We start from the raw sequence: 24354 nt of genomic DNA, 5'->3' as shown, positions 1-24354 counted from the left end.
AGCCCATATCCACCGGCCCTCATACGACACCGCCGTGTTGAATCGCGATCAACATCGATCGCACTCTGTCAGCGCCGCCCCCGACAGCGAGCGTCGCCGGCGTTTGACCATCGAGCAGCTCGTGCGGCTTGTCCAGCCAGGCTTGGGCCGCTGCGCCGAACACCTGAGTAGCGAGATCGAGCACGTCTTGTGGAGGCCCTCCCGGCCCAGGCTCATCGCGCGGCCAAGTCAAGTGCGATCCCGTATCGACCCCGAAGGCACGGAAAGGCGCCGCGGCAGGCATCAGACCCTCGCCGACATAATCGACGCTTCGGTGATGATGACCGTGGACCACCAACTGGACGCCGAGCTTCACGGCGAGTTCGTCGATCGCCTTCCAGCCGTGTGGATGGGCCGACGGCGCCTCGTGCGCCACCAGGATGTCAGCGGGTCCGCTGCGCAGCAACCGCTGGTACTCATCCGGGAAGATGGAGGACCGGTGCTTGCGGGAGATGCCGTCGCGCCACCGCTCATGGCTCTTCATGGTTCGGCGCATGGCGTCGCTCGATTGGAACGCCGCCTCGTCGATCGGCCGCCGAGGATCCCAGATCTTGCTGCGGAAGATGCCTCCCAAGCCAGCGACCTGGTAGCCAGCGACGGAGACGATGCGGCAATGCAGACTTCGATCTGCGAGGTCCGATTCGAATAGATTCTGGTAGTCCAAATCCCCGTCCGTATCGTGATTCCCGTGTATCCAGTAGACCTCGGTGAGGGACAGGATCGACTGCAGCTCGATCTGCAGAGGTCGACGCGCCTGAATGTCCCCCAGCAGCACGATCGCCTCAGGCTGAAAGCGCTCGACCGCGGCAATCACGGGGTCGAAGTCGCCGTGGGGGTCGCCGAAGAACATCAGCTTTGGCGCGAACCGCTCGTGCTCGGGTCGCGCATGGAGGTCCGATGGAATGAGTGGTTTCATTTCATATGCCGGATAGCGGTTCATCGGCCAACCGCGAACCGCAGGAAGTGCGAGCGCAGCTCCTGGAAGCTGTCTTGATCGAACGCACGCTTGGGGTCGGTGAGCACGAGCCGTTCGAAGCCTGCTTCAAAGCTTGAAGGCCAATCGTCAAGCGCGACCCACTCTGCGTCACCGCGACCGTTCCCCTCGAGCCAGGCTTGGATCTCCAGCTGGCGCCGGTGATGGACGGCCGCGTTGGGGTCGAGCTGCGGCGTGGCTCCGATGATCCGATCCCGGATGTCATCGCTGAAATACTGCTGCAGTTGCTCAACGCTGTCGGCGAGTCGCCAATCCGAGGAGATGACGACTTCGACAGAACTGAACTCCCGAAGCAGCTCTTCAAGCAGCGGCAAGTGGCTGAAGAACTTGCTGCTGAACGAGTAGTCTGTACCAACAGGATGAAGAACACCATCGACATCCAGGAACAGCAGGGCGCTGGAGTCGTCAGTGCGGGTGGTGCGCGGGTATGTCATCCAACGAACCCGGCCTGGATGGACTTCAGGAGATTGAGCACATCGGCGGCCCGCCCTTCGGCCACCAGCGCTTCAGCCGTCTTGTAGTTGAACGGTGCGAGTGGTTCGTTCCTGTACCGGAAGATAGCGCCCTGGAGGTCGCCTCCCGAGGCTGTCGCCACGGCAGCCAGCACTTGCAGGCTCGTGCGGATATGCGCCTGGATGCTCTGCGTTCCGGGAGCGTGAGTGACCGTGCTTCGGTGGACATGTGCTTCTCTGGCGAACGAAGCGATATCCAGGCCCATCATCTCGACGAACTTCGCCGGCGACAGGATCTGGCGCTCATCCACCACTTCGCAGAGCTGCTGGGCCAGACGTTGGTAGTCTACGGAGCTCATAGATTGACAACCAGCTCTGGGTTGAACTGCTTGTTTTCGTGCTCTCGGCCATGTCGCACGTACCCTCGCGGGTTGCACACCACCCGGCAGTTGCCGACGCCGTATCTGTGGCTCTCGTGGAGGTGGCCGTGCACCCAGAGTGCCGGCACTTCGAAGAAGGAATCTGGAAGCTCGCTCACAAAGGCTGGGGATAGCCAGTCGGACTGGTAGTGCGGCGCGAGCGAGTTTCGGTGTGGGGCATGGTGGGTCACGACCACCGTCGGCCCTGCAAAGGGCTCGGCCAGCTTTTGGGCCAGCCAGGCACGGTCACTGAAGTGGAGCGTCCGTGTGTCCTCGGGCGTCAATCGGCGTTTCCTGGGCTTGGCTGCCGCCGGAGCATCGGAAGGTGCCAGCACCTCGGCCCACCGGATGGACGAGTAGTCATTGAGGTGGACCTTGGCCGCCTTCATGGCCCGCTCGGCGTCGACCACAGACCCGGCCTTGGTCTGGATGGGCAGTTCGAAATCGGTCCACAGGGTACAGCCCAGAAACCGGACGCCGGCGATCACGACTTCGCCTGGCGCCAGCAGATGCACGTTGCATGCGGCCGCGGTCAGTGCCATCTCGTTGAGAGACGTCTGCATGACGCCCTGATAGAACTCGTGATTACCGGGCACAAAGACGATGGGAACCGCTTCCCCAAGGTTTTCCGGCCGGCGAGCCCAGCGCATGGCCTTGGAGCCGGGCACGAAGATGTCGCCCGCGAGGATCACGACGTCGTAGTCGACCTCCGGAACGAGAAAGGTACCGAACTCGAGGTGCAGGTCCGAAAGGATAAGCAGCTTCACGTCACTAGCCCTCTTTCTTCTGCAGGACACTCACGACGCCGCTATCGAGAACTGGAGATTCCACGCTTTGCCACCGACATGGACCACCTGAAGATCGGCCGAACAAAGCCGCCGGTCTCGAAGGCGAAGTGCATGCGTCAGACGCGAAAGGTGAACTTCCGACGCGTTTGATCGCAAAGATCAACGGCTTCAAGTCGGCGTGTGATCCGCCAACAAACGCCAATGTGGGCGCTGTGCCCCAAGGAGAGAGAAGGAAGCGATATCGGCTGAACATTCGGAGCTCCTAAAAGGAGCCAAACGTCAGCTCCTTAAGACTGGTGAACGGGGACGAGCAGAGGTGATGCCACTACCGCTATTCGGTTCGCCGACTGGCCTGAACATTCCGAGCGAATCACCACGTGCACAGCCACGCCCGCGTCGATGCTGGCGCGTTTGACGGTTGTGAAAGAAGGGCCGGACATGGGAATTCGCAGATTTCCAAAGTGAGCTGTGTCAAGCCATCTTAGCTGTAGACACAGCAAGCATGCAACCGGCCGACGATGATTCCGGACGTTCTAGAAGCTCTGAATGCAACTTCCGCAACTCCGTGGCTGAACGAGACTGCTGATCTTCATGTGCAGGAAGAAATTTATCGCGCCCGATTTTTTCAAATTTGCCGCGAATTTAGTTTCTCCGTAAAGTAGTACGGCACGAAGGAAATATTCAACCGCGACAATGACTTACGGAAGAATTTCTTGACTTTAAATGGCTTCGAAATCAGAATTGGCTCGTGAGCACTCAGCCACCCTCTGCAGTTGCTAGTCCGTCCCAGTCCGGGACTTCGACGGCACAACGCGCACAGAACGACGCTACCGTCGAGCAGCGTACGTTCGAGCTTCTCTTTGCAAAGTATGGACCGCTGGTCTCAGCCGACGATGCTTGGAAAGCATTGAGCTTCCCCACGCTGGACTCGTTCAACCGGGCCATCCAGCGCAAACGTCTTCCACTCAAATTGATCAGGCCTCCCGGACGCCGGAAGGCCTTTGTTTCGACGTCAGACTTGGCAGCGTACTTGGCGAGACTCGCAACTGAAGTCACCGCCTGAGGAGGACTACGCCCCCAGAAAAGCAAAACGCCGACCCCCTTTCGAAAAGCCGGCGCCCGCCGACACCTCATAGATAGATGTCTAAGGTTTTTGGACGACCCTAATGACAGTATCTCCCTGGGACTAGGTGGCGTCAAGGCACGTCACACCCTGTCGAACATCGACGGGAACCAGGAGAGATCATGGAAAGTCCCCGGCACCCAGACGCATCAGTTTCACCCCCACTTTCTCAGCGGAAGTGGATCGAATCTCACCGCCTCTCTAGGACCTGGCTGCAGGCTCACCGAAGACGCACTGCCGTGTCCGCGGGCGACCCGCAGTCGAGTGACTGCAGCACGAACCGACGAGGGTGGCCGTTAGATGTTTGTGGCGTCATTGCCAGTCACGCGCAGGCAGTGACGGGCAATCGAACGAGCTCCCACGACGGCCCCGTTCGCGGTCGAACTTCGCTGGAGCCCAACGATCTTTCGCCATCGCATGGAAGGTCCCTTCCATGAACCAGCGCGTACTCGGTTTTCGACCGGAGAGATTCGTCGCTTCTTCGCGGCGCCCTCCCCCTCAGGCTGGGCGAATGACATGGACAAAGCTATATGCCCTGATCAAAGCGGGCTACGGGCAAGGTCATTTGCATGACTACCTCCCCTACCTGAGGGTGACCAAGAAGGATTGGTCTGATAAAGCCAACATGGGCCATCACAGGAGCGCTGCGTTCGGACATACCCACCACTACAGAAGCTCAGGAGAAAGATGGCTGATCCATTTACTCAAGTGGCTAGGTGCATACGATGCACGCGACCAGTACCCGATGTGGCCATGGGCGCATGAACACCCCTTGTGTGGGCTCCCGGGGTTCTCTTCCGACATAGAAGTACCAGGCACGCTTGAAATTGCACGGGCGAGGGCCATCAAGCTGTGGAAATACGTCGGCTCAGATGTTCCCTATGTCTACACCATCGACATCCTCTCCACTTGGAGGCACGAGAGTGGAGAGTTCGAGCTGATCGGACACGATTGCAAGCCCGAAGAACAGGTCAAGAGCGCCCGCCCATCCAGTCGACTGCTCGCCAAGCTCGAGTTGATGCGATCGTATTGCAGGACAGTTCAATGCAAGTATGTTTTGACGCACCCGGAGCTTATCGGGCTCCACCTGCAGAAAAATTTGGGGGCGCTTGATCCTCGGCTGACGCAACAGCAGATCGAGGCTCTCAGGTCGAGCTCACTCTATCGGCACACCGTCGATCATTGCTTGCGCTGGGCGTATCAGATGCCTGCATCAAAAGCTGGCGAAGAGGTAGCAAAGGCCAACAAATATCCCCCCGCAGAAGTGTTTCGTGCACTGCGTGCCGCGATATGGTTTCAAGACCTCGATCACGACATCTCGGTGCCACTCGAGCTGTACCAGCCACTCATTCGTGGTGGCCTCGAGCTACGTTCGAATCTCTTCGAACGCTGGTGCAAGGAGCGGCAATGAGCGATATCTACGACTTGCCGTTTGCACCGCTTGCTTTGGTCGATGACGTTAAGGGATCAAGCTTCTTCGGTGGTCCTTGCCGAATCCTCGGTTTTAACAAGACAACAGACACCGTCTGGTACATCGAATGCCCTCGCAATCGCCGCCAAAAAGAGCATTCGAACAAGATGCGCAGCTACGTCAAGAAGCCTCAAAAGAAATCATTGAAGCTTTTGAGCAGCCTCTTTGAAGGATCTAATCGAACCGCAATAGTTCTCAGGGTCAAGGAGGAGATCGTGTCTGATACCGACCTCCTGGCACAGATGAAAAACCCCAAGGACCGAGCTCGAGTCGAGGCGTACATAGAGCATCGCGACAAGCGATACGACATCATCTCCCCCTTACTCAGGATCGATGGAAACGGAAGGATTCGAACCTTCGCCGAGATGATCAGCGATGAGTCGCTGCCGGAGAGAATTCGAATCAGAGCGGCGGAGACGGGATGCGCCACGTCGCAGGTGTACGCCCTACTCCATCGATTTTGGGCGGGTGGCAGCCGACGAAACGCGCTGATGCCCGGCTACCCCAGATGCGGCAATCCTGGGAAATCGAAACCGCAGAACAATGCACTGGGGCGGCACTCGCGGCTATACAAAGCGGGACTTACTCCCGTGAAAGGGTATCCGCTCGATCGATGCAAAGGAGCTGATGCCGAGGAAGACGAAGAAAGTGACAAACAGAAACTCGCATGGGGGTATCGCCTCGTCTGTCACGAGATTCCTCCCCATGACGCCTACCTGGTGACGATGGCTTCTCACTGGGCGACTCACGAGGTACGGCCGGATGGCAGCGTATACGCAAAGCTCTTCCCGATACATCTACGCCCTACATACGCACAATTCGAGCGCTGGGGAAAGAAGCTCAACAAGAACAAGTCAGTCGCGCAGATTTACATGGGCGACAAGAAATGGGAGGAGCAGAACGTCGCTCGTGGTGGATCCGTTCAGGACATGACATCGTCTGTTGGTCAGCTTGGAGTTTTTGATGGCACCTCCAACGACAACTATCTCTCTTCGATCGAATCACGCCTGAAGAAACTCCCACCCATGACGAGATCGGTCCTCAAAGAGAATCGAAGCACCGTCATATTCGGGTGGTTTTTAGGATGGGAGAGTCCATCCCCTGCGACGGGCCTTGAGACAATTCTTGTCGGAGCAAGCTCTAAGGTTCCGATTGCTGCACGCGTTGGAATCACCATAGAGGAAGACCAAATCCCAGCTCTCCTCTGCAGAAACTATCTGGTCGACAACGGAGAGTTGAAAGCAGAAAAGCCGACGGAAGCCGAGGTTCAGTTCGGCATTGATATCGAATACACCCCCACATACAGCGGCGCTCGCAAGGGGAATATCGAGTCCGATCATCACACCGTGCAACTGCAACTCGACCATCGCCTATCCGGCACGACGTTCGGCAAACAACGGGAACGTGGGAAGGATCATCCAGCAGTACACGCCCTCTTCAATTTTCGAGAGTATTTGCGCGAGCTGATTCTCTGGATCATCGACTACAACAACGAAGAAGTGATCGAGCTGGCACCTGTCGAGATGCTGCTGAAGAACCCGGAGATCACCCCCACTCGGTTGAACATATTCAAGTGGCTGAGAGCACATGGGCAAACGGCCGAGGTCCCGTACACGATCGAATCGCTCCGAGCCTTCATGTTTCCGGAAGTCGAAGCCGTCGTACGCAAGAACGGGGTCTATTTGGTCGCACTCGTCAATGGCCGAAAGAGACTGATCCCCAAGATGCGATTCAGCAGCCCTGAACTCTTGGCGAGCGGCCTCCTATCGGCCGTCAAGTCGAGCGGCAAGTCAATTCCTACAAATCTGCGAATGGCAGAGACAAACATGACGGAGGCATGGCTACCTACGCAAACCGGAATGCTTCACTTGAAGAACGCATCTCCTGACTCTTCACTCAAGCACATTCCTTTGATTGATTGGATTCAGTTTTTGGAAAAGCACGAGCTCTCGAATGACCTCAAACGCGGAGAAAAAGAGCAGGCCGCGGCGGAACGCGTCGTCAATCGGCTTTCGACCATCGATCACGCTCGCGAGGAGCAGAACGCTGAGATCAAAGCGTTGTCCCGCCCACCCACAAAAAAATCCTACTCGGCCAATCTGACGCGAAACATGAAGGAAGAGATGGAGTTTCTGCGTCGTCAAGATCAGCAGTCCAAGCAAAGCTCATCGCCCCCTTCAGATGCGGAGACAAACGACACAACCAAAGGCGAATCCGATCTGCCAGAACACTCAAACGCGGCGTCGGAAGCAATGGATGCCTTCAATCAGGAGGAGTTTTCCGCATGACGAATGCTACTGTCGACCTTCGGGCCCGGCCTGAACTGGCTTTCGGCCCCAACCCCTTCTTCGAGGCGATGAATCCACATGTCGAGTTCGACGCTTGGGGTCGAGTCCTTCGAAACTACCCTCTGGAACATCACGATTGGCGTCAGGTTCCTCTGCCTGCAAGAACCGCACTATTGAAATTCCGAAGCCTTCACTTTGCCCCGGTGCGAACTATGTTCGAACCGGCCGATGGCCTTCAGGAACTCATTCGACGTTCGTGCATGATGCTGAACCCTACCAAGGTGGAGAACCAAGTTCGGGTCAACAAGCTCCTCGTGAGTGAGACCATGCCCCAGATGCGCATCTACTCCTCGTTGGACGGCGCCGGGGGCATTTGGCAAGGGATGACTGGCACGATGAAATCCTTCACGGCCAAGCGCGTTCTCGAAGTCTGCGTGCCGAATCCTGTCGTGGAGTACGGGCCGTCACAGGTGTGCGGCTGGATCAAGCTGACACAGATCATGTATCTGTATGTCGACTTCCCTTCGAACGGCACTCGGGGAGGTCTGCTCAAGCGCATCCTCTATCAAGTTGATCAGCTCATTGGTACTGACTACTCGTCAGATAACGCCCGCTCGGTAAACATCGACTCACTGTTGGTCGCGGTCTGCAAGGTGCTCATCAGTCATCGGGTCTTGCTGCTCGTCATCGACGAGAACCAGGAAGCGAACTTCGAAGATAGCCAATGGAAGATCCAGTTTGTTCTCTTCTATCTCTCGCTGATGAACTTCGGAATCTCGATATTGCTCTTGGGAAACCCGTTGGCATTCGCCAATCTCGACGCCTACTCTCAGGTGCAGCGCCGGTTCGAGGTAGGCGGTCGACATGATTACCTTCCGGCGGCATCGCCCAAGACAGTCTGGTGGGCGAAGGATCTCACCCCCAGAATGCGTCAGTTCTCCCTCGTCGATGACTGCGATATCTTGCCGGAAGAGCACGACAAGATCGAGTTCGGGCACACAAGTGGTCTACCAGGGCTCGTTGGCCTCCTCCAAGATGCCAGTCAGCGGAACTGTCTTCGCCGCAAAGGGGCCAAGGCGATATTGACCCGGGAAGACTACGAGGCTGGGAGCCGCTCCCCCAACTTCACCCGGGCCAAGAAGCTCGCCCTTGCCATCCAAGACGGCGACGTATCTGAGTACATCGATATTCCTGCACTGCCGGAGGATGACAATGCGGGTGGGAAGGCCACAGCCAAAGAAGATCAGAAGCAGGAAACCTTCATCCCAAATGCGCACGGGATCGCTGCGATTAAGAGGCTTTTGCGGAACTACAAAGCTGAAGTCACTCGAGTAGGGAACAAGCTCACTGCAGACCTTGAAATCCTAAGGCAGTGTTCGCCAGATGACCTGCGCATGTTGGGCGTGACGCAGAAGATGTTGAATGAAGCGCGAAAAATCGAAGATCAATTCTCCCGCGACAAAGGAGCCAAGTCACGGGGTCAGAAAGCAGAAGAGAAATAGCAAGTCGCAGCTCATCGATATCCATGATGAATCTTCCGGCTATTGAGAACGACGAGACGCTCTACAGTCTGTGTGCTACAGCGCATTCGATGAGCGCATCTTCCAGTTCACAGAGGAGCTCTCTTTCGCTGATAGGGACTTTGCACGGAACTCTTCAGCACGATCTCCCTGCCTCCATTCAGTGGCTTGTGGAATGTCGATTGGCAGAAAAAGACACGGCATCGAAAGTGGCGCGCAGGCACAGCATTGCAGCCTACTACTTCCCATTTGTTTCCCCTAGCAGATTGCCACTGATCTCCGACCTCTGGCTTGCCGGGAAGACAACTCATGCGCGCAGGCTGATTCAAAGCTCCTCAAGAACATTGCCTGTGGCGCATCCACTCAAGTGGTGCGGAGCCTGTATAGAAGAAGACCTCAGAAAACTGGGCCGCTCGTACTGGCATGTCGCGCATCAGTTCCCGACGACCTGGCGATGCAGCCGGCATGATTTCTCACTTGCATACATTGAGGGTCGGCACAAGAGATGGCTATTGCCGCGATCATGTCTGTTGCAACGATCTGCTACCGTGCCTTCAGGGAATGCCGCAATGGCCTCAATCCTTTCAACCGTTGGCGAAACGGCATCCAAGCTTGAATCGGTGCAGATTACGAGCATTCGTCAAGCGACCCTGAATCGACTCCAGGCGATGGGCGTGATTCACAGCACACGACGCGTACACCATGACCGAGTCCTCGCGTGGTTTCGCTCGAATCCTCTGTCGACATTTCTCCGGCAAGCCCCTGCGGGTCTCGCGAGGTTCTCCGAAGGAGAATGGATAGCGCCAATGCTTTGGCGTCAGAAACGCAGCAATGCTGTTCGTTGGGTGCTTCTTTGGTCCGCGTTAGATTGGAGCACCTCCGCCGAAGCCGGAGCATTTTTTTGCGACGCGGCGTCCGCCTTGCCGATCGTTCGTGCAGGACAGATCGAACTCTTTGAAGAGGCCCTGCCCACCCCCAATACTCCATTCAAGGTTTCAAGTGTTCTCGAATCGGCCTCCTCCTATGAAGAGGCAATGCGCATTCTTCAAGTACCGCGAAATCAGATTGCGCGATGGCTGGAAGCTGATCCAGAGATGCGTGCACGTTGGCGGCAAAGACTTCAGAAAGAGCGCGTAGAAGGTGCTTTGCAACGCCTTATCGGCTCAGTCCTTCGGGATCCCTCTATCTCATCTGCCGCTTCTCTATCCTCCGCGGATCTCCGCCTTCTCAAGAGCCATGCGCCGCAGGAATACGAGGCAATCACCTCGCGCCTAGCTTCCTTTCGACCGCGGCAAGGGACGCTTCCGTTTATCAACTGAGCTCTTGAGTAACGCAGGCTGCCCCTGTTTCGGCTTGCCCCACCAGTCATCGTGCCTTCACTTCCCCCAGTTTTTTGACAAGCCATTTAGGGCTGTCTTGTCTCAAAAACAGAGTCGCCACGCGTCCGGCTGTCGTAACTTCTTTCGCTGTCAGTTGAGGATTAAGTTCGATCAATTGCGAGATGTACGTTTTGCAGCAGTTCCTTCTATCGACAGTGCTAGCGTATCGGCCCTTCAGGGGCGTATCCGGCCACACAAATGGCGATGCACCCGTGTACCACGAAGGCACAGCTTTGTTGACCGCCCGGCGACGGGATGGAATCATTGCGTCGAACCAAACCTTATCGTTTCTTTCCAGAAAATCCGATGAATTGGAATGGCCCAACAGCCTAATCTGCGTACGAGAAACCTGCGGATTCTCTCGCAACAGGTCAAGAATTACCGCCCGGTGTTTCTCACGCTTTTCTTCGAGCGTCTTGCCCCGCGTATGAATTCGGGCAGGCAGGATTGCTTGCAAATGTGGGCGATCATTTACGAACAGCCATTTATGCTCAGTCGGATGCGCCGCTCTGAATGCGTTTAGGTTGCAGCCAGGATTCAATCTCACAAATTCATCAAGAACTGCGCGATATCCCGGCTGCATGGACAATCGCAGTGCATGCTTTCTTGCTTCACGCTGGCTCGCCCTCCAATTGTGCAACCTCTCACTAACTTCAAAGCCAGGCGGGATCGAACCCTGAAATGCTACTAGCTGTTGATATGCCCCACCATAGTCTCTGCAGAGTCGCAAAGGACTTACACCGTTCAGCAGCAGCTTCACGAATCCAGCAGGGATGCCCTGTTCTACAGCCTTCAACTCAAGCGCGTCCGCATCTGTCAGATGCTGCTGAAACGATGCTTCCGATCGATCAATGAGCCCCATCCTCGTGAGTTGGTCGCCTACCAGAATTCGCGAGAGAAACTGACGTGGTAGAGAAAGCAAAGAGAGCTGGTGCACCACGGACCTCTTCGATATTGCATCAACGAGATGAGGCGCAACGTTTGGCTCCCGACCATAGAGATTTTCTAGTTGGCGGTGCACGTCGTTCGCCAACTTCTCGATGGAGTGCTTCGTTTGAAGATCTTTGACAAGCGCGAGCCAATTCTCAGGGCGCAAGTACTCTTGACTTCCTGAAAATATCTCTTCACACAGCTTGGTCAATGCCGCAGGGGACGATGCGCTTGAATGACGATTCGCATGATGAGCTTGTTGCGAACCACATGAGCGGCACACCTGTCCTGGAAGCCTGAAATGTGTGCCTCGATCAAGAACTTCACCACAGTGCGAACAAGAATGCACGAGCGTGACTTGATGAGCGGCGCATACCTCAACGAAAGGCAACTGATGGATGACTCGCCATATCGGAAAGCCGGAAGTCTTCGCATCTAGGCTTGCACACATCGGGCAGTACTTCATCCTCGATGATCTACTGGGACCGAGATACACGAGGCGCGGATAGACGACGGAGGTCTCACCGGTCATCGAATCCCCCGTCATCCTTTGCGTCCATCCAAACTCGACTGAAGCCGGAACCAACCGGGAATAGAAGCCCCATACAGAGTGATTCATCAGCACATCCTGATAGGACAGTGTTCCATCCCCAATGCAGTCTGTGGCATCCTGCAACCGACGTCCAAGGACGTTAGCGTGCTTGGGCGAGGCGGCCGATCTGTAAACCGTGTCACACGCGTTCTCGAACGACGTGCCCATGCTGCGCCCTACGAAAACAACCGTGCTGTAAAGCAATCCTCCTGGTGGTAGCACAGGCAGGTATGGGGGTCTTCTGAACTCTATTTCGTGATCGGCTTGAGCCAGTTTCCGATTTTGGCGATTTTTTTGAACTATTCCGGACACGGGCAAGGAGGAAGATTGCATAGCTCTCCGAGGGGAAACTGGAGCTTGCTTGTTGCGAACTCTATTAGTGCTTCCCAGGGCGAGGTCGAGATCGAGAGAGGTCAAGAACGGACGGCCGGAGTGAAAACAACGGCGTCCATTCTGCCCCGGGGCGGCCGATCCGCCCGTCGGCCGGGGCAGGTGACTTCTTCTTACTTGCTGGCGCGCATCTGGTCGCGCAACTGCTTGATCTGGTCGTGGTTGCGCTGAGCCCCTTCGGCCTGCTGCTGGATGATCGCGCGCACGTCGGCGGGCAGGTCTTCCTTCAGCGCCTTGCGATAGCGCGCCACGGCGGCGTCTTCACCGCGCTCGCATTCCTCCAGCATCGAGAGCGCGCTGTTCGCGCCGACCGAGCCCTTCACATGCACCCAGCCGCGGTGCATGGCGCCGCTCACGGTGCCGCCGTCGTCGGGCGAGCCGCCGAAGCGCCGGATGAGCTGAACCAGTTCGCCGGCTGCCTTGGCGCATTCCGCCGAGCGGTTCTGGAACACCTGCTTGAGTTGCGGAGAATCCACTTCCTCCGCGCAGGCCCGGAAACCGTATTCGCCGTCGCGCGTGTTCTCGAGCAGATCGTTCAGCACCTCGACAACGTCTTCGCTGTTCGCGGTTTCAGCAGTGTTCGTGTAGTTGGCCATGGAATGACTCCTTCGTTTGCCTCGTGAAGAGGCGGGTTGAAAATTGCCGCGCATGCATGCCCGAAGGCGGCCGCATTGCGCTGGTCCCAGGACGAATGGTGGTTGCGCGGATCGGGATCCGTGTCGGCTTCGCCCGACGTCCCCTGTAGGGGTTCTTCGGGGCATCGATGCCGCTTCAATTCACTCTTCGCGGAACGGTTTTTCGGGCCGGCCAGGCTGACTGTAGGGCGAACTCCCGTGGTTGTCGGTTTCACCGACGCCGGCATCACCCGGCGTCGGCGGCTTGCGCTCGCCTGTGATTGCGGGGCCGTTGTTGGGGCCGACGGGATCGCCGTTCTCCGCGGGCGTTTTGGCTTCGCGCTTCATGCTTTTCTCCGCGGGAGTGGGCTTGCGGTACGCGGCCGAGTTCGCTGCTTCATTCGGCGTGGCGGGCCGGTCCGTGGACGTGGATCTGGTCACGCTGTGTCCTTTCGAAAAGCTTCACCGTGCGACGCGCCGGTGCAGCCGTGCGTAGGAAAGCGTCGCGTCTTCGGCGCAAGCGCCGGGCAATCGGGCAATCGGGCAATCGGGCAATCGGGCAATCGGGCGAACGGGCGTGCTGGCACGCAACCGGCGCGAGGACGGTGTTCCTGCCTACAAGCACAGGGTGGTGTTGCGCGAGAAAAAAGAGGCTTCAGTTTTAGAGGATCCAATTCATGGCCAACGATGTATCCCGCTCCGCGCCTCGCCCTTTGCGGAAGTACGGTCTTGCCGCCGCGTTGCTGCTTTCGGTGGCGGCAGCGGGCGCGCAGCCCACCGGCAACCCCAAGGGAACACGTGCGCCCCCCATCAGCGATTCAGCCGAACCGCAGGGCGCGCGCCCGGCAGACCAGCCTCGCGGCTCCATCGACCAGGGCCCGCTGGGCTCGGACAAGGGCCCCGCCAGTGCACGCACGCAAACCTCGCGTCCGCCCTCGACCGCCACGCCCGGGGGCATTGCGCCTTCTCGCGACGGCGACCCTTCCAAGGAGCAGCGCGGCAGCGACAAGCGGCATGCGCGGCCCGCGCCTCAATAGATGAACAGCGAGCCCTACATGACTTCCACTACCCAGATCGATGCACGCGTCGTCGGCCCCATGGAATTTCGCGCGGGCGACGGCCCGCAGCTGAAGATCCCGGAAGGCAACTGCCAGATCCTGATGGCGGACGACAGCGTCGTCATCACGTGGACCGAGAACGGCCAGTCGCTCACCGCCGCCATACCGAAGATCGAGTTCGATCGCTACATCCAGGACGGCGCGATCGTGCTGGGGAGGGGTTGAACACCCCTCCGTTCAATCGCGCACCCTGGCCGCCGTGTCGATCGCCTGGGTGTACGAGGCGGCTTCTTCTTCGGTCATGGAGCCTTCCAGTTCCGCCAGTTCGAGCCGCTCGAAATCATAGGAAATCCATTCGAACAGGTGGGACTTCGGCATGTCGTCGAGGCTCTCGCAATCGCTCCACGATTGCAGCCGCGTGGGAGCGCTTTCCAGCAGCATGCGCAGGTACAGCGCCCGCGCAACCTTGATCTCGGCAATCTGGCGCGGATCGTCGATGACGACGCGCAATTCAGCCAGCGCCTGCTCGCAGTGCAGCACGCGGCGGTGAGCCTCGCCCAGGAGTGCTTCGGCCTCACCGGGGGCATTTGCCCTTGCCTGCCAGGCGCGGGCGAACTCACGCGCAATGCGGGCATAGGCAAGCTGCTGAAGGCTCTGGAGCGCGCAATCGAGTTGGCGTTGCATGGTCATGGCCGTATCCACCCAACCCCGCTTCAGGCGGCTCTGTCTTCGCCGTCTTCTTCGTCTTCGGGCTCGCCCGCCTCATCGGCCAGTTCGTCCGGCATGCCGACATCGTCGTGGTCGACGGATGCGGCAACGTCGGCCGCGCTGCCAGGAACGATGCCCACACGGTCCGGCAAGATGTCCGCGTCGGGCTCCACCGGCGGTGCGTCGGCCGATGCGCGCTCGCCGGTTCCTTCGGCGTCGCTGCTGCTTTCATGCGCCACCGGAACCGCGCCTTCGGCGGCATCTTCGGGAATCGCGGAACGCTCGCGCGAGGTGCGCACATCGCTTCCGCTGTCGCTCGTGTCGCTGGGTCCAAGGCTGTCGACGTCCGTTCCCTTCGGTTCCGCCGGCGGATAGTCGCCTCCCAGGATGCTGCTCGTGGCCATGGCTTACTTCACTTCATGAAAAACGTTGATGAACGCAAGGCTGATTCCTCGCGTGCTTCAGAGTGGATAGCCGCGGCTTGGCTGCGCGTAGGAAATGCGCGCATCCGGAGCGCAGTCATTCACGGAGATTGCTCATCAGCAGTGGGTACCCTGGTCCATCGAGGCTCCGAGCAAGGGCGACGGGAGATTGGCGCCTGCTCCTACGCAAGGGCCGAGCGAGGCCGGTAGCCTGCGTCTTTCCGCTCTTCACCTGAGCTCTCCACTTGAATTTCCATCCCATGAAGAACCTTCGCTACCTGATGATTGCCGGCGTCGTTGCGCTCGGTGCCTGCGCCAACACCTCGACGCCTCCGTCGACCGCCACCGCCGAGAACCGGCCCGACCCAACCATCCTGCTGGTGCCGGTGCGCATCGAAGACCCGGCGCTGGCTTCGGGCTGCTGGGCGCAGTTCTATACCGGCCGCAACTTCCAGGGCGACATGCTCACGCTGGTGGGCCCCGCCGAGGTCCAGAGCATGGACCGGGGCACCGCAAGGCAGCTCAAGCGCGACATCGACAGCGTGAGCGTCGGCCCGCGCGCAACGCTGCAGGTGTATGAGCACGCGATGTTCAGGGACCGCACCGTCAACTTTCCGGCCAACAGCCGCGAAGGCGGCCTCATGCGCAAGCTGGGCTTCGGCGGACGAATCGAGGCGATGAAGCTCAGTTGCTCCTGAGCATGGCCGTTGCGGCCGGCGCAAGCAGACTCAGGCTTGCGCTTCGGTCAAGGCCTGCGCGGCCACCACCGCTTCGGTGCGGTTGCGCACATTCAGCGCACGGAAGATGGCGGCAAGGTGAATCTTGACCGTGCCCTCGCTGATGCCCAGGCTGCGCCCGATGAGCTTGTTGGGCTTGCCTTGCGACAGCAACTGCAGCACCTCGACCTGGCGCTCGGTGAGCACGCTGCGCAGGTGCTCCAGCGTTGCCGCTGATGCGCCCGCGGCGCGCGCGTCGCCGTTCTGCGTCGGGGCCACGCCGGCCACAATGCCCGGCGGCAGCGCCGTCAGCATCATCGGCGGCACATACACGCCGCCCGCCAGCACCAGCCGCACGGCCGACAGCATCACCTCGGGCGAATAGGCCTTGGGAATGAAGCCGAGTACGCCGCGCTCAAGCGCGCTTCGCATGATGGCGGGGTCTTCGTAGCCGGACAGCACGATCACCGGCACGGCCGGGTGGCGGCGGCGAATCTCGTCGATGTGGGCCTGGCCGTCCGCGCCCGGCATGTTGAGGTCGATCAGGGCCAGATCGAGCTCGTCGTTCGCGCCGGCAAGCAATTCGTCGACGCTCATGGCCAGGACGAATTCAATGCCGGGTTCGAGCTCCGACAGCTTGGCCTTGACCGCCTCGATGACGAGCCGGTGGTCGTCGGCGATCAGAATTTTCATGGCGTGTCCCAGTGTCCCAGCGTGCGTTGAATTCAGCGGAAGCCGAAGATACCGGCGATTGCCCCGCACAGCAATACCGCATCGACCCACGAACGGCATAGACCCCAAGCGATATGGCGCCCGCCGCGCCTCGTTTGGAAGAATGAACGCCCATTCGAAGGAACCGGGGACATAGGCATGCGCCATTGCTGCAGACGCCGGTGCAAGGCATCCTTCACCACGCAAGCGCAGTGAGCGGGGCACGGTTCATGGCCCGCCTGCTCGACAGTTTTTCGGCCTTCGTCTCGTTCGGCCTCGCCCTTGATGCATCCATTGCGGCATCGGTTGCCGGCGGCCGCGCCACGCTTTCCCATGATGCTGCACAGCAACAAGCCCGCCGCCTTCTCGACGAGGCGCGTGCCGCCGCCGGTGCATCGGGCACGCCTGCTGGGCAGGTCGAATCCGCCGCGTTTGCCATGGTGGCCTGGATCGACGAGCTCCTCGCGCGCCATCCCGGTACCGGAGGCGATGCCGCGCCGCTGCAGATGCAGCTCTTCAATTCGAACAACGCCGCCAGCGAGTTCTTCCACCACCTCTCGGCGCTGACCGCGCAGGACGACGAAGTGCGCGAGGTCTACTGGCATGCGCTGGTGCACGGCTTCAAGGGCCAGTATTACTTCGAGAATGGCGACCAGGGCGAGCTCGGCAAGCTGAAGGAGCTGCACAGCCGGCAATTGCGGCTCCAGCCGCTGGCGCTCGGCAGCCTGGTGCAGGACCACATCACGCCCCAGCCCTATCGCGTGGCCGATCCGCCGGGACCCTACGACGCGCGACGCCGCGACCGAGCGCTACTGCGCGCCACGGCTTCGCTCACGCTGCTGCTGCCCCTGCTCTACCTTCTGTGGTGGCAGTGGCTCGCCGGCCCCTCCACCGCCGAGCCGCCCCTGGCCGGGCGAATCGAACAGCATCTGCAAAGCTACGCATGCGCCGATCTCGCCGCCACCGCCCGCAAGGACGGGAGCCTGCGCGTGAGCGGCTTCGTCTCGCTGCCCGCGGACCTGGACCGGGTCGAGCGCGAAGTGGCCGCAATACCCGGCGCAGGGTCGCCCACCTTCGACATCGAACTGCGCGCGTGGCCGCATTGCGAGGTGTTCGCAATCCTCAAGCCCTACCAGCTGCGCAACCGAGAGAAGGCCCTGGGACTGGCAATGGACGTTCCCACCGCCACCAACGGCGAGCTGCGCGAAGGCGACAACGTGCGCGTGCAGGTGTCGGCACCGGGCCACGACAGCTACCTGTGGATCGACTACTACACCGCCGACGGTTCCGTCATGCATCTCAGCGCCGGCCAGTCGGCCACACGGCTGCGCGCGGGCGAAAGGCTCGAACTGGGCCGCGACATTCCCTCGAGCTGGCTCGTGGGCCCGCCGTTCGGCCGCGTGCTGGTCACGGCGGTCTCGTCGCCCGTGCCGCTCGCCGCCATTGCCGACCGGCCGCCCTTCGAGCTCGCGTCGGCCTATCTGCTGCGGCTGCGCGAAGCGCTTGCGGCCGGCAAGGGAAGCGTACGGCTGGTGGCCGACTTCGTGTTTCTGGAAACCGTCCCGCGCTGAAGCGCAGCGAAGAACCGCGACGCCATCGCCATGACCGCCGTTCTTTCGCCCTTGCATCTCTTCTGGCTCCTGCTTGCGCTCTGCCTGGTGGGCTTCGCGCTGCTGTACGGGATGGTTCGCGATGCGGGCCGCGGTGCGCGCCGGCGTGCGCTGCAGCGGCGCATCGACGCGCTCGGCCCCTGGGCCGCCGAGGCCGACGAAGCCGCCGTCCCGGCCATCAGGGAAGCCATGTCGCGCGCCCGGCAGGCCCTTCGCCAGCCGCCGCGGCCACGCGACGCACCGGTGCCGTGGTTTCTCTTCCTGGGCGACGCGGCCGCCGACCTGCCGGGGCTGTTCGCGGCCGCAGGCGCCGAGCGCCTTGCGCCGCCGGACAGCGAGCCCTTCGGCGAACCCTACTGGCGCTGGTGGCTGACGGGTTCGATGGCCGCCATCGAACTACACCCGGCCGCTGTGAGCGACAAGGCCAACGAGCCGCACACGCGCGGCCTCTGGCTCCAGGCGCTGCTGGCGCTGGCCGAGCGGCGCGAGCGATTGCCGCTCAACGGCGTGGTGGTGTGCGTTGCAGCCAGCGAGTTGCTGCGCACGGACACCGCAAGCATGAAGCCGCTTGCAGCCAGGATGCGGCGCTTGCTCGACGAGGCCGGCGACACCCTGCGCCTGCAGTTGCCCGTCTATCTTGTCGTGACCGGGCTCGAACGGTTGACGGGCTATGCCACGCTGCGCGGCGCGTTGCCGCCCGAGGTGCTGGCGCAAGCCGTTGGCCACCGGCTGGCCGAGCCGCTCGCCGCCAACGACACGGCCGCCGCGCGGCTGGATGCCGTGTTCGACCCGATGGCGCAGCAACTGCATGCACTGCGCATGGCGCTGCTGCGAGAGCAGCCGGGTGCATCGGGCCGGCTCGCGATCCATGAGTTCATCGAGGCAATGCGTGCTCTGCAACCCGCACTTCGCCAGGTTGCCGATGCCTTGTTCGAGAGCCATGGCCGCGGTTCGCGCGGGCCGCGGTGGCGCGGCCTCTATTTCACGGCCGCCGCATCGGGCGCGGCCGGCGGCGCATTCACGGCCGACCTGTTCGGGCGCTTCCTGCCCGCCGACCAACCGCTCGTGCGGCCTGGCCGCCCGTCGAACGCGAGCACGCCGCCATGAAACGGCTACTTGCTCTCGACGCGGATCTGGCGCGCGCCGAAGGTCACCGTCATGGCCTGGGCCTTGCCGGTTTGCACGGGGCGCACTTCGCGCCAGCGCGCACGGTCCAGGTCACGGAACGCCGCCATCACGCCGATGGCCTTGGCATCGGGCGGGAGGGTGAGATCGAGCTTGCGGGTCTCGCCGGGACGCAGCAGCATTTCTTCGCGCTGCACGAGCTCTGCGCCCAACGTGGCCTGGTCTTTCTCGAACAGCGAGAAGAAGTCGGCGCCTTCGAACGGGCCGGGCGACTTCAACGCATACACGCGCACCGTGAGCGGCGAAGCGCGGCCGCGCGCATCGGGGTTGGCATCGGCACCCGCAACCAGCGTGATCGACACCGTCGTGACCACGGGCTTGGGTGCGCAGCCTGCGAGCAGCACACCCGTCAACACCAGCCCGGAGGCCAGTGCAAGGCGCCGCGAGACCGCAGCGAGAGAGCGTCCATAGGACGAATGGCGTGTACCCAGCGTGCGCATGCTATTCCCTTCGTTGCATTGACCGGTTCTGCTGCATCTTTGATTATCACCAGCCAACTCGAACAGGCAACATGCTGACCAACGAACTTGTCGAAGCCCTGCTCACGCCCATCGGCGAGGCATCGCCATGCGGCGACGATCTGGAGTACGACGCGGCCTTTACCGCGCTGGCCGCGGCTTCAGAGCGCAAACCAGAGCAGCAGTTCGGCGACACCGTCATCCCAGCCGTGGAGCCGGAGTGGCGCGATGTGGCCGAGCAGGCCGACGCCATCTTGCGCCGCAGCAAGGATGTGCGTGCCGCGGTGCTGCTCTTGCGCGCGGCCACGCGGCTGCAAGGCGTGCCCGGCTTCAATGCGGGCCTTCAATTGCTGACAGGCCTGTTCGACCGTTTCTGGGACGGCATACATCCAACGCTCGATGCCGACGACGACAACGACCCCACCATGCGGCTCAATGCGCTGGCACCGCTGTGGGACGAGAACATGGTGCTGCGCGATCTGTACGACGCGCAGGTGGGCATGGCGCCTGGCGTGGGGCAGATCCGCGTGCGCGACATCGCCATTGCGCATGGCGCGCTGAACGCCGTGGGCGGCGAGGCCACCTATTCGATGTCGCAGATCCAGGGCGGCCTCGAGGCGCTCCAGGCGCACCAGCCCGAGCGGCTGCAGGCCGCGATGGAAGTGCCTGCGCTGGTCGAAAAGCTGCAAGCGCTGCTGCTCGATCGCACCGGCCGCTCCGACGCCATCAACCTCGGCGCATTGCGCACCATCGGCCGCGTGCTGGCCAAGGCCTGCGGGGCCGCCTCCGGCGCTGCAGACGCGGGCGGCGCGTCTGCAGCGGACGAAGGCTCCGCGCAACAGGATGCGGGCGCCGGTGCCGCTCGCCCCGCAGCCATGCGCGGCGAGATCCAGAGCCGCCAGGACGCGCTGCAGATGCTCGACCGCGTGATCCGCTACCTGGAGCAAGCGGAGCCCGGCAATCCCGCGCCGCTCCTGATCGATCGCGCCAAGAAGCTCATCGGCGTGAGCTTCCTCGAGATCATGGCCAACCTCGCGCCCAACGCGATGGACACCATCGAAAACGTGACGGGCAAGCGCCCGTCCGAATAGGCCAGCCGCCTCCCTATCAACTCACCGACCCATCCCATTCATTCCCGCAAGGAGCATCGCCATGGCCAAGAGCAGTCAGAAATTCATCGCCCGCAACCGGGCGCCACGCGTGCAGATCGAATACGACGTGGAACTCTACGGCGCCGAGAAGAAGATCCAGCTGCCATTCGTCATGGGCGTGCTGGCGGATCTGTCCGGCAAGCCGGCCGATCCGCTCGCCCCGGTGGCCGATCGCAAGTTCCTGGAGTTCGACGTCGACAACTTCGACTCGCGCATGAAGGCCATGAAGCCGCGCGCCGCCTTTGCCGTGGAGAACTCGCTGACCGGCGAAGGCGACCTGAAGGTCGAGCTCACCTTCGAGAACATGGAGGACTTCTCCCCCGCCGCCGTCGCCCGCAAGGTCGGCGCGCTCAACAAGCTGCTCGAGGCACGCACGCAGCTGTCGAACCTTGTGACGTACATGGACGGCAAGGGCGGCGCGGAAGAACTGCTCGCCAAGGTGCTCGAGGATCCTGCGCTGCTGCAGACGCTGGCCGCCAGCAAGAAGCCCGAAGACAGCGCGCCCGCCGCCTGACCCCTTTCGACAGACACACCGGATTCCGAGGAGAAACACCATGGCCGACGCACTCGAACAACAGAGCGCACTGAAAGACGTTGCCTATGCGGGGAGCGACTTCTCGTCGCTGCTGCAGAAGGAATTCAAGCCGCGCAGCGACGAAGCCAAGAGCGCCGTCGAAGCCGCGGTGCTCACGCTCGCGCAGCAGGCGCTCTCCAACAGCACCGTGATCGGCAAGGACGTGACCAAGTCGATCCAGGCCATGATCGCCGCGATCGACGCCAAGCTCACGGACCAAGTCAACAAGATCATTCACCACCCCGACTACCAGAAGCTCGAGAGTGCTTGGCGCGGCCTGCACTACATGGTGAACAACACCGAGACCGACGAGAACCTCAAGATCCGCGTGATGGACATCTCCAAGCAGGATCTGGCCAAGAACCTGAAGAAGTTCAAGGGCGCGGCGTGGGACCAGAGCCCGATGTTCAAGAAGATCTACGAACAGGAGTACGGCCAGTTCGGCGGCGAGCCCTTCGGTGCCATCGTCGGCGACTACCACTTCGACCAGAGCCCGCCGGATGTGGAACTGCTCGGCGAGATGGCCAAGATCGCCGCCTCCGCGCATGCGCCCTTCATCACCGGCGCGAGCCCCAACCTGATGCAGATGGAATCGTGGCAGGAGCTCGCCAATCCGCGCGACCTGACCAAGATCTTTCTCACGCCCGAATACGCCGGCTGGCGCAGCCTGCGCGAGTCGGACGACTCCAAGTACCTGGGGCTGTGCATGCCGCGCTTCCTGGCGCGCACGCCCTATGGCGCCAACACCAATCCGGTGGAGGAGTTCGACTTCGAGGAAGACACCGCCGGCGCCGACCACAGCAAGTACGCCTGGGCCAATGCGGCCTATGCCATGGCGACCAACATCAACCGCTCGTACAAGCTCTACGGCTGGGGTTCGCGCATCCGCGGCATCGAGTCCGGCGGCGCGGTGGAAAACCTGCCGCTGCACACCTTCCCGAGCGACGACGGCGGCGTGGACCAGAAGTGCCCCACCGAGATCGCGATCAGCGACCGGCGCGAGGCCGAGCTCTCCAAGGCCGGGCTGCTGTCGATGATCCACCGCAAGAATTCCGACTTTGCGGCCTTCATCGGCGCGCAGTCGCTGAACAAGCCCGCCGAGTACGACGACCCGGACGCCACCGCCAATGCCAACCTGGCGGCCCGCCTGCCCTATCTCTTTGCTTGCAACCGCTTTGCGCATTACCTCAAGTGCATCGTGCGCGACAAGGTCGGCAGCTTCAAGGAGCGCGAGGACATGCAGCGCTGGCTCAACAAATGGATCATGAACTACGTCGACGGCGATCCGGCCAATTCGTCGGAGATCACGAAGTCGCAAAAGCCTCTGGCGGCCGCCGAAGTGGTGGTGGAAGAGGTCGAGGGCAACCCGGGCTACTACACCTCCAAGTTCTTCCTGCGCCCGCACTACCAGCTCGAAGGCCTCACGGTCTCGCTGCGGCTGGTTTCCAAGCTGCCCACGGCCAAGGGAGCCGGCTGAAAAGTCTTTCGAAACTCTTGAAATTCCCGATTCCGTTTTCGTTCTCTCAGTAGCTGCCGCGCATCGCTCCCAAAGGCAACCTGCCGGCAGCCCTTGTCTTCATCTCGATCATCAACCGCCCGAATGCAAACCGGGCCCCAAGGAGTAGGAACATGTCTTCTGACTTTCACATCAAGCTCGACGGCGTCAAGGGCGAGTCGTCCCACAAGGACCACAAGGACGAGATCGAGATCTCGTCGTGGACCTGGAACGTGAGCAACGCGTCGGGCGCAGGCTCCGGCGGCGGCTCGGGCAAGGGCAAGGCCACGCCGGGCGAGTTCCACTTCACGCACACCTACGACAAGGCTTCCCCGGTGCTGGCCAAGAACTGCGTGAGCGGCAAGCATTTCAAGGACATGATCCTGACCTGCCGCAAGGCGGGCGAAGGCCAGCAGGAGTACCTGAAGGTCACGCTCAAGGAAGTCTTCATCGCCATGGTGGGCCCCGGCGGCGCGCAGGGCGGCGACGTGCAGGAACAGGTGTCGTGCTCGTTCAAGGACATCGAGTTCGCCTACAAGGCCCAGGACGACAAGGGCGCGGGCGGCGGCGAAGTCAAGTTCGGCTGGAACGTCGCAACCACCGAGACTCGCTGACGGACGACGGACCCGCAGGGCACGGCATCGGGCGCGCCAGTGCCCGATGCGGTTTCCACGCGTCCTCACCGGAGCAATGCAATGGCATTCAGCACCCCACTCATCGGCCGCAGCGGCGCGCTGCTCACCACCTACAACATCGACTGGTCGGCCGGCCGGATCGGTTCCAACACACGTGAAGACGTGATGCTGGTGCAGGCGCTGTTCAAGATCTTCTACTACGAGCTGCTCGGCTTCAACCACGACATGGACCCGCCTCCGGGCCAGACCGAGGTGATTGCGGTGGACGGCTACTATGGGCCGGTCACGCAGAAGCACATCACGCACTTCCAGACGCAGGTGATCGCGCGCGGACAAAAAGTACTGCCGGACGGCATCTTCGATCCGTTTCGGGAGCCCGGCTCGTCCAGCACGATCAGCAAGACCCGCTACGCGCTCGACCTGCTCAACAACGGCTGCGCCAACTGCTGCAAGGAACAGGGGATCGACAACTACACCAACCTGCCCAACCGCGAGGACATGCCGGCGCTGCTGCGCAACGCCCTGAAGCGGGTGAAGAAGACGGCGAGCAAGTACGCCTACTCCTAGGTCGCACTCCAAAAAATCGACAAAGGCCCGAAGCGATCGTCCGGATGGACGAAAGCTTCGGGCCT

25 protein-coding genes are annotated in these 24354 nt (G+C 61.1%); 14 read left to right on the top strand and 11 right to left on the bottom strand.

Annotated features, from left to right (window positions below; translation table 11 throughout):
• Positions 1-19: 19 nt before the first annotated feature.
• Genes V9K97_RS08915 through V9K97_RS08900 form a run of 4 tightly spaced genes read right to left on the bottom strand, consistent with a single transcriptional unit; the run spans position 20 to position 2671 of the window.
• Positions 20-955, bottom strand: a complete 936-nt coding sequence (locus tag V9K97_RS08915) for a metallophosphoesterase (protein ID WP_125966999.1) — start codon at positions 953-955, stop codon at positions 20-22.
• Positions 956-975: 20 nt separating this feature from the next.
• Positions 976-1467: an HAD domain-containing protein gene (locus V9K97_RS08910; protein ID WP_125967000.1), complete on the bottom strand. Its 492-nt coding sequence runs from the start codon at positions 1465-1467 to the stop codon at positions 976-978.
• Positions 1464-1844 (bottom strand): DUF2384 domain-containing protein, encoded by a 381-nt coding sequence (locus V9K97_RS08905; protein WP_125967001.1) that lies wholly within the window; start codon positions 1842-1844, stop codon positions 1464-1466. Before V9K97_RS08905 ends, V9K97_RS08910 begins: the two co-directional genes overlap by 4 nt.
• Complete coding sequence (locus V9K97_RS08900; protein ID WP_125967002.1) at positions 1841-2671, bottom strand: metallophosphoesterase; 831 nt, start codon at positions 2669-2671, stop codon at positions 1841-1843. Before V9K97_RS08900 ends, V9K97_RS08905 begins: the two co-directional genes overlap by 4 nt.
• 1655 nt (positions 2672-4326) lie before the next feature.
• Here V9K97_RS08900 and V9K97_RS08895 point away from each other — a divergent pair.
• From V9K97_RS08895 to V9K97_RS08880, 4 genes are read left to right on the top strand one after another with little or no spacing between them, the layout of a single operon-like run.
• Positions 4327-5226 (top strand): hypothetical protein, encoded by a 900-nt coding sequence (locus V9K97_RS08895; protein WP_337298561.1) that lies wholly within the window; start codon positions 4327-4329, stop codon positions 5224-5226.
• A complete protein-coding gene (locus V9K97_RS08890) occupies positions 5223-7574 on the top strand; it encodes a hypothetical protein (protein ID WP_125965527.1) in 2352 nt (783 codons plus the stop codon). Before V9K97_RS08895 ends, V9K97_RS08890 begins: the two co-directional genes overlap by 4 nt.
• On the top strand, positions 7571-9076 hold the full coding sequence (locus V9K97_RS08885; RefSeq protein ID WP_125965526.1) for a TniB family NTP-binding protein: 1506 nt from the start codon (positions 7571-7573) through the stop codon (positions 9074-9076). The genes V9K97_RS08890 and V9K97_RS08885 overlap by 4 nt, the downstream gene beginning before the upstream one ends.
• 23 nt (positions 9077-9099) lie before the next feature.
• Positions 9100-10413, top strand: a complete 1314-nt coding sequence (locus V9K97_RS08880; protein WP_125965525.1) for a TniQ family protein — start codon at positions 9100-9102, stop codon at positions 10411-10413.
• Between the two features lie 46 nt (positions 10414-10459).
• Here V9K97_RS08880 and V9K97_RS08875 read toward each other — a convergent pair whose 3' ends face one another.
• From V9K97_RS08875 to V9K97_RS08865, 3 genes are all read right to left on the bottom strand, one after another.
• Positions 10460-12328 carry a TniQ family protein gene (locus V9K97_RS08875; protein ID WP_125965524.1) on the bottom strand — a complete coding sequence of 623 codons (1869 nt, stop codon included), beginning with the start codon at positions 12326-12328 and terminating at the stop codon, positions 10460-10462.
• 170 nt (positions 12329-12498) lie between these two features.
• Complete coding sequence (locus V9K97_RS08870; protein ID WP_258503816.1) at positions 12499-12981, bottom strand: ferritin-like domain-containing protein; 483 nt, start codon at positions 12979-12981, stop codon at positions 12499-12501.
• A 180-nt stretch (positions 12982-13161) separates the two neighbouring features.
• A complete protein-coding gene (locus V9K97_RS08865; RefSeq protein WP_337317583.1) occupies positions 13162-13347 on the bottom strand; it encodes a hypothetical protein in 186 nt (61 codons plus the stop codon).
• A 329-nt stretch (positions 13348-13676) separates the two neighbouring features.
• Here V9K97_RS08865 and V9K97_RS08860 point away from each other — a divergent pair, with 329 nt between their 5' ends.
• A complete protein-coding gene (locus V9K97_RS08860; protein WP_337298563.1) occupies positions 13677-14036 on the top strand; it encodes a translation initiation factor IF-2 in 360 nt (119 codons plus the stop codon).
• A gap of 18 nt (positions 14037-14054) precedes the next feature.
• Complete coding sequence (locus V9K97_RS08855) at positions 14055-14282, top strand: hypothetical protein (RefSeq protein ID WP_157611813.1); 228 nt, start codon at positions 14055-14057, stop codon at positions 14280-14282.
• Positions 14283-14294: 12 nt separating this feature from the next.
• Here the strand turns inward: V9K97_RS08855 and V9K97_RS08850 are convergent, their stop codons facing one another.
• Together V9K97_RS08850 and V9K97_RS08845 are read right to left on the bottom strand one after the other, a co-directional pair.
• Complete coding sequence (locus V9K97_RS08850) at positions 14295-14747, bottom strand: hypothetical protein (RefSeq protein ID WP_337317582.1); 453 nt, start codon at positions 14745-14747, stop codon at positions 14295-14297.
• Between the two features lie 23 nt (positions 14748-14770).
• Complete coding sequence (locus tag V9K97_RS08845; protein WP_337317581.1) at positions 14771-15169, bottom strand: hypothetical protein; 399 nt, start codon at positions 15167-15169, stop codon at positions 14771-14773.
• A gap of 278 nt (positions 15170-15447) precedes the next feature.
• Here V9K97_RS08845 and V9K97_RS08840 point away from each other — a divergent pair, with 278 nt between their 5' ends.
• Entirely contained in the window at positions 15448-15885 is a 438-nt protein-coding gene (locus V9K97_RS08840; protein ID WP_258503811.1) for a beta/gamma crystallin domain-containing protein, read from the top strand.
• 30 nt (positions 15886-15915) lie between these two features.
• Here the strand turns inward: V9K97_RS08840 and V9K97_RS08835 are convergent, their stop codons facing one another.
• Complete coding sequence (locus V9K97_RS08835) at positions 15916-16596, bottom strand: response regulator transcription factor (RefSeq protein WP_337317580.1); 681 nt, start codon at positions 16594-16596, stop codon at positions 15916-15918.
• Between the two features lie 248 nt (positions 16597-16844).
• Here V9K97_RS08835 and V9K97_RS08830 point away from each other — a divergent pair, with 248 nt between their 5' ends.
• A complete protein-coding gene (locus V9K97_RS08830; RefSeq protein WP_337317579.1) occupies positions 16845-18185 on the top strand; it encodes a DotU family type IV/VI secretion system protein in 1341 nt (446 codons plus the stop codon).
• 30 nt (positions 18186-18215) lie between these two features.
• Complete coding sequence (locus V9K97_RS08825; RefSeq protein WP_337317578.1) at positions 18216-19331, top strand: type VI secretion system protein; 1116 nt, start codon at positions 18216-18218, stop codon at positions 19329-19331.
• A gap of 5 nt (positions 19332-19336) precedes the next feature.
• On the opposite strand, the gene tssJ is transcribed toward V9K97_RS08825, so the two are convergent.
• Positions 19337-19849: a type VI secretion system lipoprotein TssJ gene (gene tssJ / locus V9K97_RS08820; RefSeq protein WP_258503807.1), complete on the bottom strand. Its 513-nt coding sequence runs from the start codon at positions 19847-19849 to the stop codon at positions 19337-19339.
• Between the two features lie 71 nt (positions 19850-19920).
• Here tssJ and tssA point away from each other — a divergent pair, with 71 nt between their 5' ends.
• From tssA to V9K97_RS08795, 5 genes are all read left to right on the top strand, one after another.
• Entirely contained in the window at positions 19921-20958 is a 1038-nt protein-coding gene (tssA, locus tag V9K97_RS08815) for a type VI secretion system protein TssA (RefSeq protein WP_258503806.1), read from the top strand.
• A 61-nt stretch (positions 20959-21019) separates the two neighbouring features.
• Positions 21020-21532 carry a type VI secretion system contractile sheath small subunit gene (gene tssB / locus V9K97_RS08810; RefSeq protein WP_157611805.1) on the top strand — a complete coding sequence of 171 codons (513 nt, stop codon included), beginning with the start codon at positions 21020-21022 and terminating at the stop codon, positions 21530-21532.
• A 40-nt stretch (positions 21533-21572) separates the two neighbouring features.
• Complete coding sequence (gene tssC, locus V9K97_RS08805; RefSeq protein WP_258503805.1) at positions 21573-23069, top strand: type VI secretion system contractile sheath large subunit; 1497 nt, start codon at positions 21573-21575, stop codon at positions 23067-23069.
• A gap of 152 nt (positions 23070-23221) precedes the next feature.
• Positions 23222-23701: an Hcp family type VI secretion system effector gene (locus V9K97_RS08800; RefSeq protein WP_337317577.1), complete on the top strand. Its 480-nt coding sequence runs from the start codon at positions 23222-23224 to the stop codon at positions 23699-23701.
• 81 nt (positions 23702-23782) lie between these two features.
• Positions 23783-24289, top strand: a complete 507-nt coding sequence (locus tag V9K97_RS08795; RefSeq protein ID WP_337298569.1) for a peptidoglycan-binding domain-containing protein — start codon at positions 23783-23785, stop codon at positions 24287-24289.
• The last annotated feature ends 65 nt before the right edge of the window (positions 24290-24354 follow it).

Source organism: Variovorax sp. CCNWLW186 (genome assembly GCF_037203865.1).
Classification (GTDB): domain Bacteria; phylum Pseudomonadota; class Gammaproteobacteria; order Burkholderiales; family Burkholderiaceae_C; genus Variovorax.
The sequence above is the reverse complement of the archived record's forward strand: the minus strand, read 5'-3'. Positions and strand labels throughout refer to the sequence as shown.